Raw genomic sequence first — 15,362 nt, forward strand, 5'->3', positions numbered from 1 at the left:
GAAAATACCATATTTATTTTTCAATTTGATATTTATTTACGGAAATTCATCTGTTTTCTCGATATGTGATCATACGTTTGCCTTAGATATTCCTTCTTTTCGAGAAGACAATGTATAGGAATTGACAACCTTATTGGATATGAGTAAGGTAAAAGTTAATCAATATTACAAATGACAACGTTTATCAACTAAGAGAGCGTATGATTTTTATGTCTGATATTGCTTGCATGCTCTAATACATAGATAGGAGTATGGTCACAATGAAAAAGTGGCTTATATGCAGTTTCGTTGTTGTTCTTCTCGTTTCATTTACTGCATGCTCACCGTCAGCAGAACATGAAACATTAAAAATCGGAATTGCTGAGTCTGACGAGGCAATATGGAACTATATTGCTCAAAAAGCTGCAGAAGCAGGGCTGGATATTCAGCTGGTACTTTTTTTTGATTATGCGGAGTCTGATATCGCGCTTGCTAACAAAGAAATTGATGCCAACGCCTTTCAAACCATTTCATATTTTCAGTCATTCATTCAAAAATACAAACTTAAGCTGGCACCGCTCGGTACAACATACATAACGCCTATGGGCATTTATTCAAAACGATATGACCGAATCCAAGATATACCGCACGGAGCTGTCGTTTCTGTTCCGGATAAAGCGTTCGATTTTGGCAGGGCGCTTACGGTGCTTCAGCAGGCGGGTTTGCTAACGTTGAAAAATGGATTTAACGGGACAGGTTCAGTCGATATGATTAAAGAAAATCCGAGACACTTGAAATTAAAAGCTGCCAGGCAACAGGATGCAGTCAGCAGTGCCGACGTGTTTGTCATGAGGCCGTCTGAAGCAAAAAAAGCGGGACTTGATCCGAAAAAACATACCATAAAGAGCGGCGGACTGATGTCTAAGGAAGAGATGAATTTGATTGTTGTCAGAGCGGAGGATCAAGATCGGGAAGCACTGCAAACCATTCTTGAGCTCTATCAAGCTGATGATACAGCAGCATTTATAGAAAAAGAGTATCAGGGGGACCTTGTACCGGCTTTTCTGCCTTTGAAACGTCTTTCAGATTGGAAGAATGAATTCGAACATTGAATTCATTCTTTTTTTTCTGAAAAACATACTTTGTTTCGTCCCATTTCTTTGGCTTTGTACAGCATTTGATCGGCAAGAATCGGCAAAGACTCTGGATGCTCCGTATTATTGGGATAATGAGCAGCCCCTAGTGATATTGTCACTGACAGCTCCTCACCATTTGTTAATTTAATTGGTGCGTCACTGACAGCACATCTGATCCTTTCCGCGATCTTGGCAGCTTTATCAAGCGTACAGTTCGGCAGGAGCACGGCAAGTTCTTCACCGCCAATCCGTGCGGCAGGATCAGTATTTCGGATGCTCTGCTTCAGGCGTGAACCCAGCTCTTTCAGTACCTGATCTCCTTCATGATGGCCGTATTGATCATTGATGGTTTTAAAATGGTCAATATCTATATAAATTAGTGCGAATTGAAATTGCGGGGTATTAGCCGCCTGTTGATACAGAGCTTGTGTGATTTCTTCAAACTTTCTTCGGTTATAGATGCCCGTTAAAAAGTCAAAGTGCGCCTGAAACTTATATTGTTTAAAAAGAAGATGTGCATTTGTTTCATGATCAATAATATATAAACTGAGCATGCCGCCCGCTATTGAGATGATCCAAAAATATAAGTAAAGTTCATATGAATATAAATCTATAAGAAAATAAAAGGAAAAGGAGATCAGACTATTTGTGATCATTAAAAGATAGAAAGCATGTTTAAATTGAATTTTTTTTCTTTTAGAAACAATGAGTGACGGGATGGCAGCAATACAAATTGTAATAACCGAGTATATTGCAGATGTGTTGACCGTGATCAGCATGCGGCCTGCGGCAATCATAATCAAGGCCATTGCCGTTGAAACCCAGCCTCCATAAAGAGCGGCGATCATAATAGGGATATTTCGAAGATCAATGATTGAATTGTGATAGGTAAATCCAAAAACCATCAGAATAACCCCGAGCAAACCGCAGGCCAGTCCTTTAACAGCTTGGAAGGATATGCTGTCTTTTTTATGTACTAACCTTTCTTTAAACAGGTGGGTGAAGAGATAATTAAATGTGATTAAAATCGTCAAGTTTACAAACAGTTCTTTCAGCAAATATTATCACCCTTATATAAGGTACTAAAGATGGAAGAGAAAGAAAAGGACAAAAAAGGGATAATATAAGGTTTTTTTACCTTGAATCATCAGTTGGAATAATTCACACTTGACCCATCGGAATTAGTGTAATATAGTAAAAAAGAAAATTTGAAGGGAGAGTTTACCTGCTTTGGAGACTTTACTAGTCGTATTACATGTATTTATTTTATTTTTACTTATCTTTGGGCTTTTTGTTATGCAGAAAAAACATGTTTCCTTCTCTAAACGTGTATTTACTGCGCTGGGGCTGGGGATTGTATTCGGATTTGCGCTTCAGCTGATATACGGCCCGACTTCAAATATAGTCATTCAAACAGCCGATTGGTTTAATATTGCCGGGGGCGGATATGTCAAATTGCTTCAGATGGTTGTCATGCCGCTCGTCTTTATTTCGATTCTCGGCGCATTTACAAAGCTGAAGCTGACAAAAAATCTTGGAAAAATCAGCGGTTTGATTATCGGGATTTTAGTAGCAACAACAGCTGTTGCTGCAGCTGTCGGTATCGCGTCCGCACTTTCATTTGATCTGCAGGCGATTCAGGTTGACCAAGGAAGTACAGAGCTTTCACGGGGACAGGAGCTTCAGCAGAAATCAGAGGATATGACAGCGAAAACGCTGCCGCAGCAGATTGTTGAACTGCTGCCGGGAAACCCATTTTTAGATTTTACGGGAGCTAGACCGACTTCAACAATCGCAGTCGTTATTTTTGCCGCTTTCCTTGGAATGGCATTCCTAGGCGTGAAACATAAACAGCCGGAACAGGCAGAAATATTTAAAAAAATGGTTGATGCCGTTTATGCCATTGTCATGCGTGTGGTCACCCTCATTTTGAGACTGACGCCTTATGGGGTGCTGGCCATTATGACTAAAACGATTGCCACGAGTGATATTGACAGCATTCTAAAATTAGGAATGTTTGTGGTTGCTTCGTATGCCGCGTTAATCACAATGTTTATCATTCATTTGCTGCTGCTGACGCTCAGCGGCTTGAATCCGATTGTTTATTTGAAAAAGGCGCTCCCTGTACTTGTATTTGCGTTTACATCACGGTCAAGCGCTGGTGCTTTGCCGTTGAATATTAAAACACAGAGAAGCATGGGTGTGCCGGAAGGAATCGCAAACTTTGCCGGTTCGTTCGGTCTTTCAATCGGTCAAAATGGTTGCGCAGGCATTTATCCTGCGATGCTGGCGATGATGATTGCCCCGACTATCGGCCAAAATCCGTTTGACCCGGTATTTATCATCACAGTTATCGCTGTCGTTGCCATCAGCTCCTTCGGTGTTGCCGGAGTTGGCGGCGGAGCGACATTTGCGGCGCTTCTTGTTTTATCATCATTAAATATGCCTGTAGCGCTCGCCGGTTTATTAATTTCAATCGAACCGTTAATTGACATGGGGCGTACTGCTTTGAATGTCAGCGGAAGTATGACATCTGGTCTCATTACGAGTAAGGTTACGAAGGAAATTGATCCAGGGGTATTTAATGATCAATCCAGAGTGATTGAAGCTGAAGAAGCGTAACATATAAAAACGTGTAATCCATCTTGGATTACACGTTTTTTTTAACGGCCGGGTTCTAAGTCCTCCAGCATTTCCATCATGGTGTTGTCGTCCATCACATTCATTGCGCTTTGTTCAAATTGAATGGGTTCAGCATAATGCGGCTGTCTTTTTTTCGCTGCTGTCTCAGTTTGCCTAGTTTGAGTCTGTGTATGCTGATGCTGGGTTTGCTGCGTTCCGGCGTGTTGATGCTGACGGCCATTTTGCTGTTGGCTTTGATTTTGCGAACGTTCCTGATGATTACCGCCGCCAAGTGCTTGTTTGACCATGTTTCCTACATTAGAAGCACCAAACATGTTATTTTTAGAATTCTGTTTGTTCATTTGACCTGTAATAAAACCGCTGATTCTTTGGCGGATCTGTGGTGATAAAGCAGCAATAAGCATAGTTGAACCAATAACTAAGGCTGTCGGACTGATTCCTTTTCGCTGGTTGAACAACGTGATCCCTCCTTTATAAGTGTATTGATATTTTCCCCTCTCATTAGACAAATTAACCGTTTTATTTCCCGGGAAAGCATTTCCTTCAGAATGACATGCATAATTAAAACCATTTAGAAAAACCTATAAGTAAAGTGATAAAGGAGGAATTCACATGCTTGGAAAAAAACAAGTCCTTGCGTCCATGCTGCTTATCCCTTTGCTTATGACTGGCTGCGGTATGGCCAATCAGGGTGAGGGCAGACGTGATAATGCAAATCCAGAAAACGTTAATTACCGCAACCCGGTAAACAATAATGGCACAAGAAATATGAACGATGCCAATAATAATCGTGACAATGTCGATAATAATCTAACTGGCAATGTCAACGATAACGGCAACAACAACAACGGTAATGATAACCGCAAATTAGAAGTTGCTGACGATGCTGCTGATAAAATCACAGATATGAAAGAAGTAAAACATGCAAATGTAATCGTTGCCGGAAATCAAGCATATGTTGCTGTTGTATTAACAAATGGAAATAAAGAAGTTGGAAAAGATCTGAAAAAGAAAATTTCCGATAAAGTAAGAGACACTGATAAAAACATGGATAATGTTTATGTTTCTGCCAATCCAGACTTTGTAGACCGAATGCAGGGATATGGCGAGCGGATACAAAATGGCGATCCGGTTGCAGGATTCTTCGATGAATTCAGTGAAACTGTACAGCGTATATTCCCGCAAGCTGAATAAATGAAAAAAGCCGCATAATTTGTGCGGCTTTTTCTTTGCGTTAATGACACACCGCAAACGCAGGCTGCATAGAGTAAAAATAAAAGGTACAAGACGGACCGGCTCAGGGAGGGAGACGTTTGCGGGATGGCATAGGAAAGCGTGCGGCATCCGCTCTATTCCTGTGCGGAGTCCTTGTGATGCTGGCTGTAAGCTCGGCCATCGTATCAAGCACGATGTATATACTGTCTTTGCCAGGGCAGGCATCTGGTATAACAAAAGAACAAGTGACGAAGCACATGAAGAAAGAGTCATTTAAACAGGCCGATATTTATTACACTTCTAAGGAAAAGTCCTTACTGCCATTGACGAAAGATACGCTTGAATATGCGGTCAGTATTAATCAGATTATGATTGGATATTCGAATCAAAAGCCTATTGATATTATTTTTTTTTCTAATGAAAAACAGATGGAGGCTTACTCCGGTTTATTGGATGTCGTTGGTTTTTATTCTGAGCGGGAGCAGTTGATCGGATTGTTGCCTGAAGAGAAAAAGAAATTGTTAGAAGGTGACGAGGTAGCGGTTTATTTGTACCAGAGATTGTTGATTCATGAATACACGCACCATGCCTTTCACCAGAAATTGAAGGAGCTTGAAGCAGATCCCGATAAGTTTCCGCTATGGTTTCATGAAGGGCTAAGCGAGTGGATCGCGAACTATGAATTGCTCATAGATCCGATCACGTTTTCTGTTGTGCCCTTTGACCGTTTACAGTCAGATCAAGACTGGCAGAAAGCCCGAGCTGAATTTGAGACTGATGTCTATTTGCAAAGCTTTTATATGATCAATGAGCTGACGGACAAATACGGGAAAGACATTATTTCAGAAATGATAAAGGAAACGGCAAAAAAAGGGGACTTTAAAAAAGGGTTTCAATCGGCAACAAATGAAAGCCTTGATCAATTTGAAAAAGATTTTAAGAAAACATTTGAAGAAAACAGTGAGGCATTGGATAGTATCAATCCAATGCCTTTGTTATTTAATGAAGTCCTTGCTGTTGCTGTCCCATACCGCCTTGAGTTGGAGGCATTTGCCCTTGTGCCGGAGCAAATGAATTTCTCAATTGTTCCATATCTTGCGCATCTAGCTGAGGAACTTGGTAATAGCCGTGTTTGTTTTGGTATAGGAAAATTTCAAAAGCCATTTCAACATACTGCTGAATTTGCGCAGACAGTACTCGTCTGACGGCTGGGTTTGTCATTTCCAGAGAAGCCATCGTCAGCATAGAAGCCTGTGCTTTAATCGCGCAAAGCATTTGTCGGCTGATGATACTGTCATCAATATCATTCATAGATTGAACAGGTTTTTTAGGTTGTGACGGCTGCATGCCGTAAACAGTCTGGTTGTCTTCCTTCATCATGTAAGTTGCTGTTTTTTGTGAAGGTTCGCTTCCTGTTTTGAAGCATTCTGCAGTTAAGTTGTATTGAGACGTAATGAATTGATGTTGACGATCAAGGATGTTTAATAGTTCTTGATCCTTACAAAATTGTCTCAGCATCATAAACTGATCTAGCACAGTAAGTGTTCCGGAAAGCACCTCGTGCATATCAAACATTTCATGTCCGCCGTGATTTTTATGCGGCTTGCCAGGAATACCTTTATTCATTTGGGATTGCTGCTGCTGATTTAACTGATCCAAACCGAATTCCTCCTTTTTTTTCAGATCAGCTGTATTATGTGTCAGTCTGGCGCGTTTTATGCAGAAGCCCGAAAGGAATTATATGCTGTCTGTCGAAATGATAAGCAGACAAAGTCGTTGTCATAATGTGTATATTAAGGGAGGAAAAATGATGAGGCGTATTCTGCATATTGTCTTGATCACAGCATTGATGTTCTTGAATGTGATGTACACGTGCGAAGCTGTAAAGGCAGCTGAGCCACAACAGCCGCTAACGGTTGATAAGGCGATACAGCAAAAAGAAGGACAGGCGCTTGTTGAAGGATATGCTGTCGGCCAGGCTGTTTCCCCGCAGCATTATAAGCTGACAAGCCCTTTTTCAAATGATTATAATGTCGCGCTGGCAGACAGTAAAAACGAGACATCGTCTGATCACATCCTTCCTGTGCAAATCCCCTCCGCCTTCAGAAGCCAATTTGGGCTGCAAACCAATCCGCTTCTTCTAGGAAAAAAGATAACTGTTCAAGGAAAGCTTGAAGATTACTTTAATACGACAGGACTTAAGAATGTTCAGTCGATGGATGTAACTGATGACACGAAAACTCCGCCGGCTGAACAGCCAGTCACAATACATGAAGCGCGGGGACGGCTGAATGAAGAAGTAACGATAAAAGGGATCGTCACTGCTGATCAAAGTGCGGTCGGAGGCGGGAAGCTGTCGACCTTTATGCAGGATGAAACCGGGGGCATTAACATTTATTCGGCTGTACCGGGGCAATTTCCTGAATTAAAAGAAGGCATGGATATCACGGTGACAGGGAAAATCACAACATACCAAGGGCTGAAAGAAATTGTTCCAAAATCATCAGGCATCAAAATCAACCAGTCAAACCAATCTCTCCCCGCTCCTAAACATTCAACAATCGATGAACTGGTTAACAGCAGTCTGGGTGATCAGTTTGAAGGCCGCCTTGTAACACTAAAAGCGTTTGTTTCCTCAATTCCAAATTCTCCTGCCGGCGGCGGTTACAATGTAACGATGATTGATGAAGACCACCATGCTATTACGCTCCGGGTTATGAATGATACAGGGGTGATAGACGAACTTGATGAGGGTAAATGGTATGAATTTACCGGTGTATTAAGCAGATACCAATCCCTTCAGCTACTTCCGCGAAAAGCGTCTGACGTGAAGCTGCTAGAAGAACAGCCCGCACCTCCAGCTGTGGAGGGTGAATATGAAGGTATTGTTGACCGGGTTGTTGACGGCGATACCATCCATCTTAAATCTCCGGTACTTGGAACGACAAAAATCCGTTTTGTAAATGTAGATACACCTGAAACGTATCACACACCCAAAAATGAAGCAGACGAAAATCAATTAAGATTTGGCAAAAAAGCATCTGACTATCTAAAAACGGTTCTGTCCTCAGGAGATAAAATTACGGTTAAGGTCGGAAGTGAAGCCAAGGACAGCTATGGCAGACTTCTTGGGCAGGTCATAACCGAATCGGGTTCAAACGTGAACTTAGAGCTTGTGAAAAATGGCTATGCTCCGACGTATTTTATTTGGCCGGTTGACAATGAAGAGGATTATCAGCAGTTTCAGGCTGCCGTTGCTGCCGCGAAAAAAGAGCAAAAAGGAATTTGGAATGAAGACGATCCCCTCTTGGAAATGCCGTTTGAATTTAGAGCTAGAGAGCAAGGAAAAGGCCTGACAAGATATGTGGGAGATTCGTCAAATAAAACGTATGTGCAGCCGGCCGACTGGAAGCAGGTAGCTGTGGAAAACAGAATTTTCTTCGCCTCAGCAAGTGAAGCGGAGAACGCAGGATATAAAAAGAGGCAAACGGCACCTCAAGAAAATATACCGCTTAGAATTCTCGGCATGAATGATTTGCATGGCAAGATCGATCAGCAATATGAGCTTGATCTCGATGGGAACGGAGCTGCAGACGGCACATTTGGACGCATGGACTATGCCGCCGCATATTTGAAGGAGAAAAAGGCCGAAAAGAAAAACACGCTGATTGTGCACGCGGGAGATATGATTGGAGGCAGCTCTCCAGTTTCATCTCTTCTTCAAGATGAACCGACTGTAGAGCTGATGGAGGACATCGGATTTGATGTCGGAACTGTCGGCAATCACGAGTTCGATGAAGGCACGGATGAACTGCTGAGGATCTTAAATGGCGGAGACCACCCGAAAGGCACAAGCGGATATGATGGACAGAACTTTCCCCTTGTATGCGCCAATTGTAAAATGAAATCTACAGGAGAGCCCTTTTTGCCGGCATATGACATCATAAATGTGGAGGGCATACCCGTTGCTTTTATCGGGGTTGTCACACAGTCGGCCGCGGGCATGGTCATGCCTGACGGAATAAAAAACATCGAGTTTACAGATGAAGTAACAGCGGTGAATGAGGCGGCAGAAGAGCTGAAGAAAAAAGGCGTAAAGGCCATCGCGGTTCTCGCGCATATGTCAGCCGAACAGAATGGCACCGCAATTACCGGTGAATCTGCTGATCTTGCAAACAAAACAGATTCTGAAATCGACGTGATTTTTGCAGCGCATAATCATAAGGTTGTTAACGGTGAAGTGAATGGAAAACTGATTGTTCAGGCGTTTGAATATGGAAAAGCCATAAGTGTTGTTGATGTAGAGCTCGATAAAACGACAAAAGACATTGTCAAAAAGTCGGCGGAAATCCTATATGTTGATCAAAGTAAAATAGAACCGGATGCCAGCGCGTCAGCCATTTTAAAGAAATATCAAACACTTGCTGAGCCGATTATCAGCGAGGTCGTCGGCGAAGCGGCTGTTGATATGGAAGGGGGGTATTCGAATGACGGTGATACGCCTCTTGGAAACCTGATTGCGGATGGCATGCGAGCGGCCATGAAAACAGATTTTGCCCTAATGAATGGCGGCGGAGTACGTGAAGCGCTGAAGAAGGGACCCATTACGTGGGGAGATCTTTACAATATCCAGCCGTTCGGAAATGTGTTAACGAAGCTTGAGATCAAAGGAAAAGATTTAAGAGAGATTATCAATGCGCAAATCTCGCCGGTTTTTGGGCCTGACTACAGCATCAGCGGGTTTACGTATACGTGGGACAAAGAAACCGGAAAAGCTGTCGATATGAAAATGGCAGATGGCACCGAGATTCAGCCCGATACCACATATACATTGACCGTCAACAATTTTATGGCGACAGCAACAGGAACCAAATATCAGCCAATCGGACTGCTTGGGAAAAATCTGGTAACAGGGCCTGAGGATTTGGACGCGACAGTTGAGTACGTAAAAAGCTTTGATGAGCCTATTGTGTATACAAAAGAGGGAAGAATTAAACTAGCTGAAGCCGGCGGCATTGAAGACCCTGTAACAGAAGATCCAGTTACGGAAGAGCCGGGAGATGCCCCGGGAACGGAGCAGCCGGTTAAAGAGGACCCAGCACCTGGGGAAGACCAGACAGATATAAAAGAGACTCCAGGCACTGTGCCGGTTCATCAGCTGACGCCTTCAGACATTTTGAGATTAGGTGAAATGCCGAGCGTTGAAAAAAATGCTGACACAGCCGGCAAGATCAGCACATTGCCTTTACAAAACGGAACTTCGAAAGGCGGGTCTGATCATCAGCTTCCGGATACATCAGCGGGCCACTATAACTTTATGGTAATCGGCGCGGCGGTGACACTGTCAGGAACTTATCTATATGTCAGAAGAAAAAGGAGCGCCTCCAGAACGTGAAAAAGATTATTCCACTCGTCATTATTGCGGTCGGTCTTTTGATCACAGGCTATGGAGGCCTTAAATTGATCGATACGAATATGAAGACCGAACAGACATTAAAAGAAGCAAAACTGGCGGCTGAAAAGCCGCAGGAAGCTTCGGACACGAAACAAAGCGCAGGTCAAGCAGGGAACAAAGCATCATTTAAGCCTGAGACCGGCCAAGCGAGCGGCATCTTAGAAATACCGAAAATCAACGCAGAGCTTCCGATCGTGGAGGGCACTGATGCAGATGATTTAGAAAAAGGTGTCGGGCATTACAAGGACAGCTATTATCCTGATGAAAACGGGCAAATTGTGTTGTCAGGACATCGGGATACCGTGTTTCGCCGGACGGGAGAGCTGGAAAAGGGGGATCAGCTCCGTATACTCCTGTCATATGGTGATTTCACATATGAAATTGTAAAAACAAAAATTGTCGATAAGGATGACACATCCATTATTACGCTCCAGCATGAAAAGGAAGAGCTTATTATTACGACCTGTTATCCGTTTTCATATGTCGGAAACGCCCCGAAGCGCTATATTATATACGGAAAACGAGTCACTTAAAAAGCCGCAGGCCATTCCTGCGGCTTTTCTTCATGAAAAATAAGTGTGGCAAAGGTTTTCTATATCAGTCGGGAAAGGCGCTTCGGCAACAATCAGCTCGCCGGTTATCGGGTGAATGGCTTGTACCTTTTTGGCGTGGAGCGCCTGTCTGTTTAGCAGCTTGCTCCCGCCTCCGTAAAGCAAGTCTCCTGTCAGCGGGTGGCCGATGCTCGCCATATGAACACGAATTTGGTGTGTTCTGCCTGTTTCCAGCTCTAATTCAACGAGCGACAGCCGCTCTTTCGCATTGCTGGCAATCAACTTGAAATGAGTGACGGCTGCTTGCCCGCCTAGTGAAACCCGGCGTCTTGTCGGGTGTGATCGGTCTCTGCCGATCGGTGAATCAATTGTCCCTTTTTTCGTCTTTAGCTTTCCTTCAGCGATGGCAGTATACGTACGCTTCAGCGTCTTTTTCTCTAACTGCTGATCTAAAATGGCATGTGCCAAACGATGCTTGGCAAAAACGATTGCGCCGGAGGTATCCTGATCAAGACGATGGACGTGGCGCACCTTGCATATTTCCCCATTTACCTGATAATGGTATGCAATCAAATTAGCCAGTGTGCCAGTTTGGCCATCCTCATTCGGATGCGTCGCTATGCCCGCAGGTTTATTGACGATAAGCATGTGATTGTCCTCAAATAAAATGTCAAGCTCTCCATAATGTGGTATGACGGAGGATTCTTCACTTTCCTGAAGATCAATGAACACACGGTCTCCTTTTTTTACGATAACATTGTTTATGATGGCTTCGTGATTGACCTTTATCTGATGATGGGACATCCAGTCTTGAATCACGGGTTTAGAGGCTTTGAGCGCTGTTTTCAGTACAGAAAACAGCCATTGGCCATCTTGTTTTTCATTGATGAGGAACTCAAGCCCTCTGCCTTTTTGTTTCATGTCAAATGGCTCCTTTTCGAAGCGGAAGGCTGCTGTTTCTCATAGGAAACACTTACCTTAGCTTTCGTGTTTTTTTCTGTGCTATTCTTGATTAAGACTTAGGATATTCGATGGCAAGAAAGGTGATTGACGTGAGAATTGTGAACGCAGCAACTGCAGAACAGGAGAGCTTTATCAAGGAGCTGTCAATGGAGCTGATCCATGATGTATTTCCTCTTTATTTCTCCGAACTGGACATTCAGCGCTTTAAAAAGAAAGGCGTTTTGTCTTTAAATAACCATTATTACCAAGGAACATTAAAAGAAGCATTTCAAATCATGGCTTGTCTGCAAATGATACATATTATCCTGACTAAGCCTTCGCCGCACACAGATTTGAGTGATCAGGCGATTTTTGAAAAAAACAGCAAGATGCTGAATGATTTTGGAATTTATTTTCCATTTTCTTTTTCTGACTTTCAAACGAAGACTAACAAAGCCTTTTTCGGTCATAGAAGGCTGATATAACTAGGCAGCAAGAGCTTTTCCATTTTCAGAAAAGCTCTTTTTTGCATCAGAGAAATCATATCATAAAACCTTTCCTCTAACTCCCTTTTTAATCGGCACGTGTCTGAACATACTAATGATTGAAAGGGGTGCTGACAATGAGTTCAGTAAGAAATACAATGACAACGCAGGTGGCAACCGTTTCTCCGAATCAAACGATTCAGGAAGCGGCTTCTCTCATGAAACAGCATAACGTCGGGGCAATTCCCGTTGTAGAGCAAGGTGTTTTAAAAGGAATGCTGACTGACCGTGACATTGCATTAAGAACTACAGCTCAGGGCCGAGATGGCCAGACACCCGTTTCAGAAGTGATGTCAACAGACCTCGTATCAGGAAATCCTAATATGAGTCTGGGAGACGCGTCGCAGCTGATGGCCCAGCACCAAATCCGCCGCCTTCCTATTGTAGATCAAAACAATCTAGTCGGGATCGTTGCGCTTGGAGACCTGGCAGTCAATCAGATGTCGAACGAGTCTGCAGGAGAAGCGCTGACAAACATTTCTCATCAAAACATTCATTAATAAGAAAGAGCTTGCGGTGTGCAGGCTCTTTCTTCACATAAACCTTACTTTTTGAAAGCAGTCATGTTTCGGGGTATAGTGAGTGTATACATATGTCTCAATTCGGACTAAAGGAGTTGTACGCAGTGATTAAAGCGTTAATTTTTGATTTTGACGGACTGATTCTAGATACAGAAACACATGAATATGAAGTCCTTCAGGAAATATTTGAGGAACACGGCTCAGTCCTGCCGCTGTCTGTCTGGGGAGAGGTAATTGGAACAGCCGCAGGATTTCGGCCTTTTGATTATTTAGAAGAGCAGATCGGCAAAAAGCTGAACCATGAAGAGCTGACAAAACTGAGAAGAGAGCGGTTTGCCAAACGCATGGAAACAGAAAAAGCGAGACCGGGTGTCGAAGCGTATCTGAATGCGGCAAAGGATTTAGGCTTAAAAGTAGGCCTTGCCTCCAGCTCTGATTATAAGTGGGTGTCTGGCCATTTGAAGCAAATCGGCTTGTTTGATGATTTTGAGGTCATTCAAACGGCGGATGATGTGGAAGAGGTGAAGCCGAATCCTGAACTGTATTTATTAGCGGCAAAGAATCTTGGTGTATCGCCATCGGAATGTCTCGCGTTTGAGGATTCTGTCAACGGTTCGATTGCTGCGAAAAGAGCGGGCATGAAGTGTGTCATTGTCCCGAATAAAGTCACGGGCACCTTGATGTTTGAAGACTATGATCACAGGCTTGAATCAATGGCGGAGATGGAGCTCGCCCTATTGCTTGATCATCTGAATAAACAACGCTAGAAAGGAGCGAGTAGATTGTCTGAGAAATTAGATTTGACCCGTTTTGAAAAGAAAATGGTCATTCGCAATATCGAAGAGAAAGACATCGATAAGATTATCGATCTTCAAAAGGATTGCTTTCCGGGGATGGAGCCTTGGAAGCGGGAGCATTTAATCAGCCATTTGGAGCATTTTCCCGAAGGGCAGTTTTGTGCAGAATTCGAAGGTGAAATTATCGGTTCGTGCTCAAGTCTCCTGATTAATTTTGATGAATATGATGACCGCCATACGTGGCAGGACATTACAGATGACGGTTATATCACCAACCATAATCCGGACGGCTTGAATATGTACGGAATTGAGGTCATGGTGCATCCGAAATACAGACGAATGAAGATCGGCCACCGTTTGTACGAGGCGAGAAAGGACTTGGCCAGACGCTTAAATCTGAAAAGCATCATTATAGGCGGACGGATCCCAAACTATCATAAATATGCAGACGAAATGACGGCGAGAGAGTATGTTGAACAGGTGACTCGCCACCAAATTTACGATCCGGTCCTATCTTTTCAGTTGATGAACGGCTTTACCCTTATGCGGATTAACCCGAATTATCTCCCTGATGATACGGCTTCGATCAAGTATGCGACGCTGATGGAATGGAATAATGTCGATTATCTTCCGCAGCAGACAAAACGCTATTATAAATCGGCGTTCCCTGTGAGAATTTGTGTGATTCAATACGAAATGAAGAAAATTTATTCCTTTGATGAATTTGCGAATCAAGTAGAATACTATGTCGATGTCGCTTCTGACGCAAGATCTGATTTTGCGGTGTTCCCGGAAATTTTCACAACCCAGCTGATGTCTTTCCTTGAGGAACGGTCACCGAGCTTGGCGGTACAGAGAATTACTGAGTATACAGAAGATTACATCAGTCTATTTACTGATTTGGCCGTGAAGTACAACGTCAACATTATCGGCGGATCTCATTTCGTCGAAGAGGAAGGCAAGATTTATAATATCGCTTACCTGTTCAGACGGGACGGAACGATCGAGAAGCAATATAAACTCCATATTACGCCGAATGAACGCAAATGGTGGGGAATCAGCGCCGGAGATCAGGTTCGCGTGTTCGATACGGACTGCGGAAAAATCGCGATTCAGATCTGTTACGACATTGAATTTCCTGAGCTTGCCCGGATTGCGGCGGACAAAGGCGCAAAAATCATTTTTACGCCATTTTGTACAGAAGACCGCCAAGGCTATTTGCGCGTCAGATACTGTTCGCAGGCAAGAGCGGTTGAAAATCAAATTTATACGGTTATCTCAGGAACGGTTGGAAACCTTCCGCAAACGGAAAATATGGATATCCAATATGCTCAGTCAGGCATCTTTGCACCATCTGATTTTGAATTCGCAAGAGACGGCATTGTCGGTGAAACAAACCCGAATATTGAAATGGTCGTTATCGGCGATGTTGACCTGGAAATACTCAGAAGACAGCGCCAAAATGGTACAGTGCGTCAGCTAAAGGACAGACGGCGTGATGTTTATCATATTCAATATAAAAAATAATCCCGAAACCCGCCCGATATTGGCGGGTTTTTTGATCAAAAACGGAATTGA

Annotated in this window: 13 protein-coding genes and 1 pseudogene; 10 read left to right on the plus strand and 4 right to left on the minus strand. The window is 43.3% G+C overall.

The genetic code is table 11. The features are described 5' to 3' along the window. Nucleotides 1-260: 260 nt before the first annotated feature. The gene (locus M0696_RS05165) at nt 261-1,091 is read left to right on the plus strand and encodes a MetQ/NlpA family ABC transporter substrate-binding protein (RefSeq protein WP_222142482.1); all 831 of its coding nucleotides are present in this window, start codon (nt 261-263) and stop codon (nt 1,089-1,091) included. 2 nt (nt 1,092-1,093) lie between these two features. On the opposite strand, the gene dgcK is transcribed toward M0696_RS05165, so the two are convergent. After that, entirely contained in the window at nt 1,094-2,173 is a 1,080-nt protein-coding gene (gene dgcK / locus M0696_RS05170; protein WP_222142483.1) for a diguanylate cyclase DgcK, read from the minus strand. A gap of 172 nt (nt 2,174-2,345) precedes the next feature. Here dgcK and tcyP point away from each other — a divergent pair, with 172 nt between their 5' ends. After that, complete coding sequence (tcyP, locus tag M0696_RS05175) at nt 2,346-3,737, plus strand: L-cystine transporter TcyP (RefSeq protein WP_222142484.1); 1,392 nt, start codon at nt 2,346-2,348, stop codon at nt 3,735-3,737. Between the two features lie 41 nt (nt 3,738-3,778). Here tcyP and M0696_RS05180 read toward each other — a convergent pair whose 3' ends face one another. Next, nucleotides 3,779-4,162 (minus strand): hypothetical protein, encoded by a 384-nt coding sequence (locus M0696_RS05180; RefSeq protein ID WP_166854701.1) that lies wholly within the window; start codon nt 4,160-4,162, stop codon nt 3,779-3,781. A gap of 208 nt (nt 4,163-4,370) precedes the next feature. On the opposite strand from M0696_RS05180, the gene M0696_RS05185 reads away from it, so the two are divergent. Then, a complete protein-coding gene (locus M0696_RS05185; RefSeq protein ID WP_248602568.1) occupies nt 4,371-4,952 on the plus strand; it encodes a YhcN/YlaJ family sporulation lipoprotein in 582 nt (193 codons plus the stop codon). A gap of 119 nt (nt 4,953-5,071) precedes the next feature. After that, nucleotides 5,072-6,047 (plus strand): annotated as a pseudogene (locus M0696_RS05190) (gluzincin family metallopeptidase). Here the strand turns inward: M0696_RS05190 and M0696_RS05195 are convergent. Beyond that, nucleotides 5,973-6,632: a spore coat protein gene (locus M0696_RS05195; RefSeq protein ID WP_166853813.1), complete on the minus strand. Its 660-nt coding sequence runs from the start codon at nt 6,630-6,632 to the stop codon at nt 5,973-5,975. The pseudogene M0696_RS05190 and the gene M0696_RS05195 sit on opposite strands and share 75 nt — an antisense overlap. Before the next feature lie 151 nt (nt 6,633-6,783). Here M0696_RS05195 and yhcR point away from each other — a divergent pair, with 151 nt between their 5' ends. Beyond that, nucleotides 6,784-10,368: a sortase-dependent nonspecific endonuclease YhcR gene (yhcR, locus tag M0696_RS05200; protein ID WP_487046757.1), complete on the plus strand. Its 3,585-nt coding sequence runs from the start codon at nt 6,784-6,786 to the stop codon at nt 10,366-10,368. Beyond that, on the plus strand, nt 10,365-10,961 hold the full coding sequence (gene srtA, locus M0696_RS05205; protein ID WP_248602570.1) for a sortase SrtA: 597 nt from the start codon (nt 10,365-10,367) through the stop codon (nt 10,959-10,961). The genes yhcR and srtA overlap by 4 nt, the downstream gene beginning before the upstream one ends. Before the next feature lie 30 nt (nt 10,962-10,991). Here srtA and M0696_RS05210 read toward each other — a convergent pair whose 3' ends face one another. Continuing rightward, a complete protein-coding gene (locus M0696_RS05210) occupies nt 10,992-11,900 on the minus strand; it encodes an RluA family pseudouridine synthase (protein WP_248602571.1) in 909 nt (302 codons plus the stop codon). A gap of 110 nt (nt 11,901-12,010) precedes the next feature. On the opposite strand from M0696_RS05210, the gene M0696_RS05215 reads away from it, so the two are divergent. From M0696_RS05215 to M0696_RS05230, 4 genes are all read left to right on the plus strand, one after another. Continuing rightward, nucleotides 12,011-12,406 carry a YhcU family protein gene (locus M0696_RS05215; RefSeq protein WP_166853809.1) on the plus strand — a complete coding sequence of 132 codons (396 nt, stop codon included), beginning with the start codon at nt 12,011-12,013 and terminating at the stop codon, nt 12,404-12,406. 137 nt (nt 12,407-12,543) lie between these two features. Then, nucleotides 12,544-12,966, plus strand: coding sequence for a CBS domain-containing protein (locus M0696_RS05220; protein WP_166853808.1), 423 nt, complete (start codon nt 12,544-12,546; stop codon nt 12,964-12,966). A 125-nt stretch (nt 12,967-13,091) separates the two neighbouring features. After that, nucleotides 13,092-13,754: an HAD family hydrolase gene (locus tag M0696_RS05225; RefSeq protein WP_166853807.1), complete on the plus strand. Its 663-nt coding sequence runs from the start codon at nt 13,092-13,094 to the stop codon at nt 13,752-13,754. A gap of 15 nt (nt 13,755-13,769) precedes the next feature. Further along, the gene (locus M0696_RS05230; protein WP_222142490.1) at nt 13,770-15,311 is read left to right on the plus strand and encodes a bifunctional GNAT family N-acetyltransferase/carbon-nitrogen hydrolase family protein; all 1,542 of its coding nucleotides are present in this window, start codon (nt 13,770-13,772) and stop codon (nt 15,309-15,311) included. Nucleotides 15,312-15,362: the final 51 nt, after the last annotated feature.

The organism is Bacillus rugosus (assembly GCF_023238245.1).
Lineage (GTDB): Bacteria > Bacillota > Bacilli > Bacillales > Bacillaceae > Bacillus > Bacillus rugosus.

Excerpts from the sequence above, each read along its gene's own strand:
- M0696_RS05165 (WP_222142482.1), top strand. The coding sequence starts at position 261 with ATGAAAAAGTGGCTTATATGCAGTTTCGTTGTTGTTCTTCTCGTTTCA.
- M0696_RS05210 (WP_248602571.1), bottom strand. The coding sequence starts at position 11,900 with ATGAAACAAAAAGGCAGAGGGCTTGAGTTCCTCATCAATGAAAAACAA.
- M0696_RS05220 (WP_166853808.1), top strand. The coding sequence starts at position 12,544 with ATGAGTTCAGTAAGAAATACAATGACAACGCAGGTGGCAACCGTTTCT.
- M0696_RS05185 (WP_248602568.1), top strand. The coding sequence starts at position 4,371 with ATGCTTGGAAAAAAACAAGTCCTTGCGTCCATGCTGCTTATCCCTTTG.
- M0696_RS05215 (WP_166853809.1), top strand. The coding sequence starts at position 12,011 with ATGGCAAGAAAGGTGATTGACGTGAGAATTGTGAACGCAGCAACTGCA.
- yhcR (WP_487046757.1), top strand. The coding sequence starts at position 6,784 with ATGAGGCGTATTCTGCATATTGTCTTGATCACAGCATTGATGTTCTTG.
- M0696_RS05180 (WP_166854701.1), bottom strand. The coding sequence starts at position 4,162 with ATGCTTATTGCTGCTTTATCACCACAGATCCGCCAAAGAATCAGCGGT.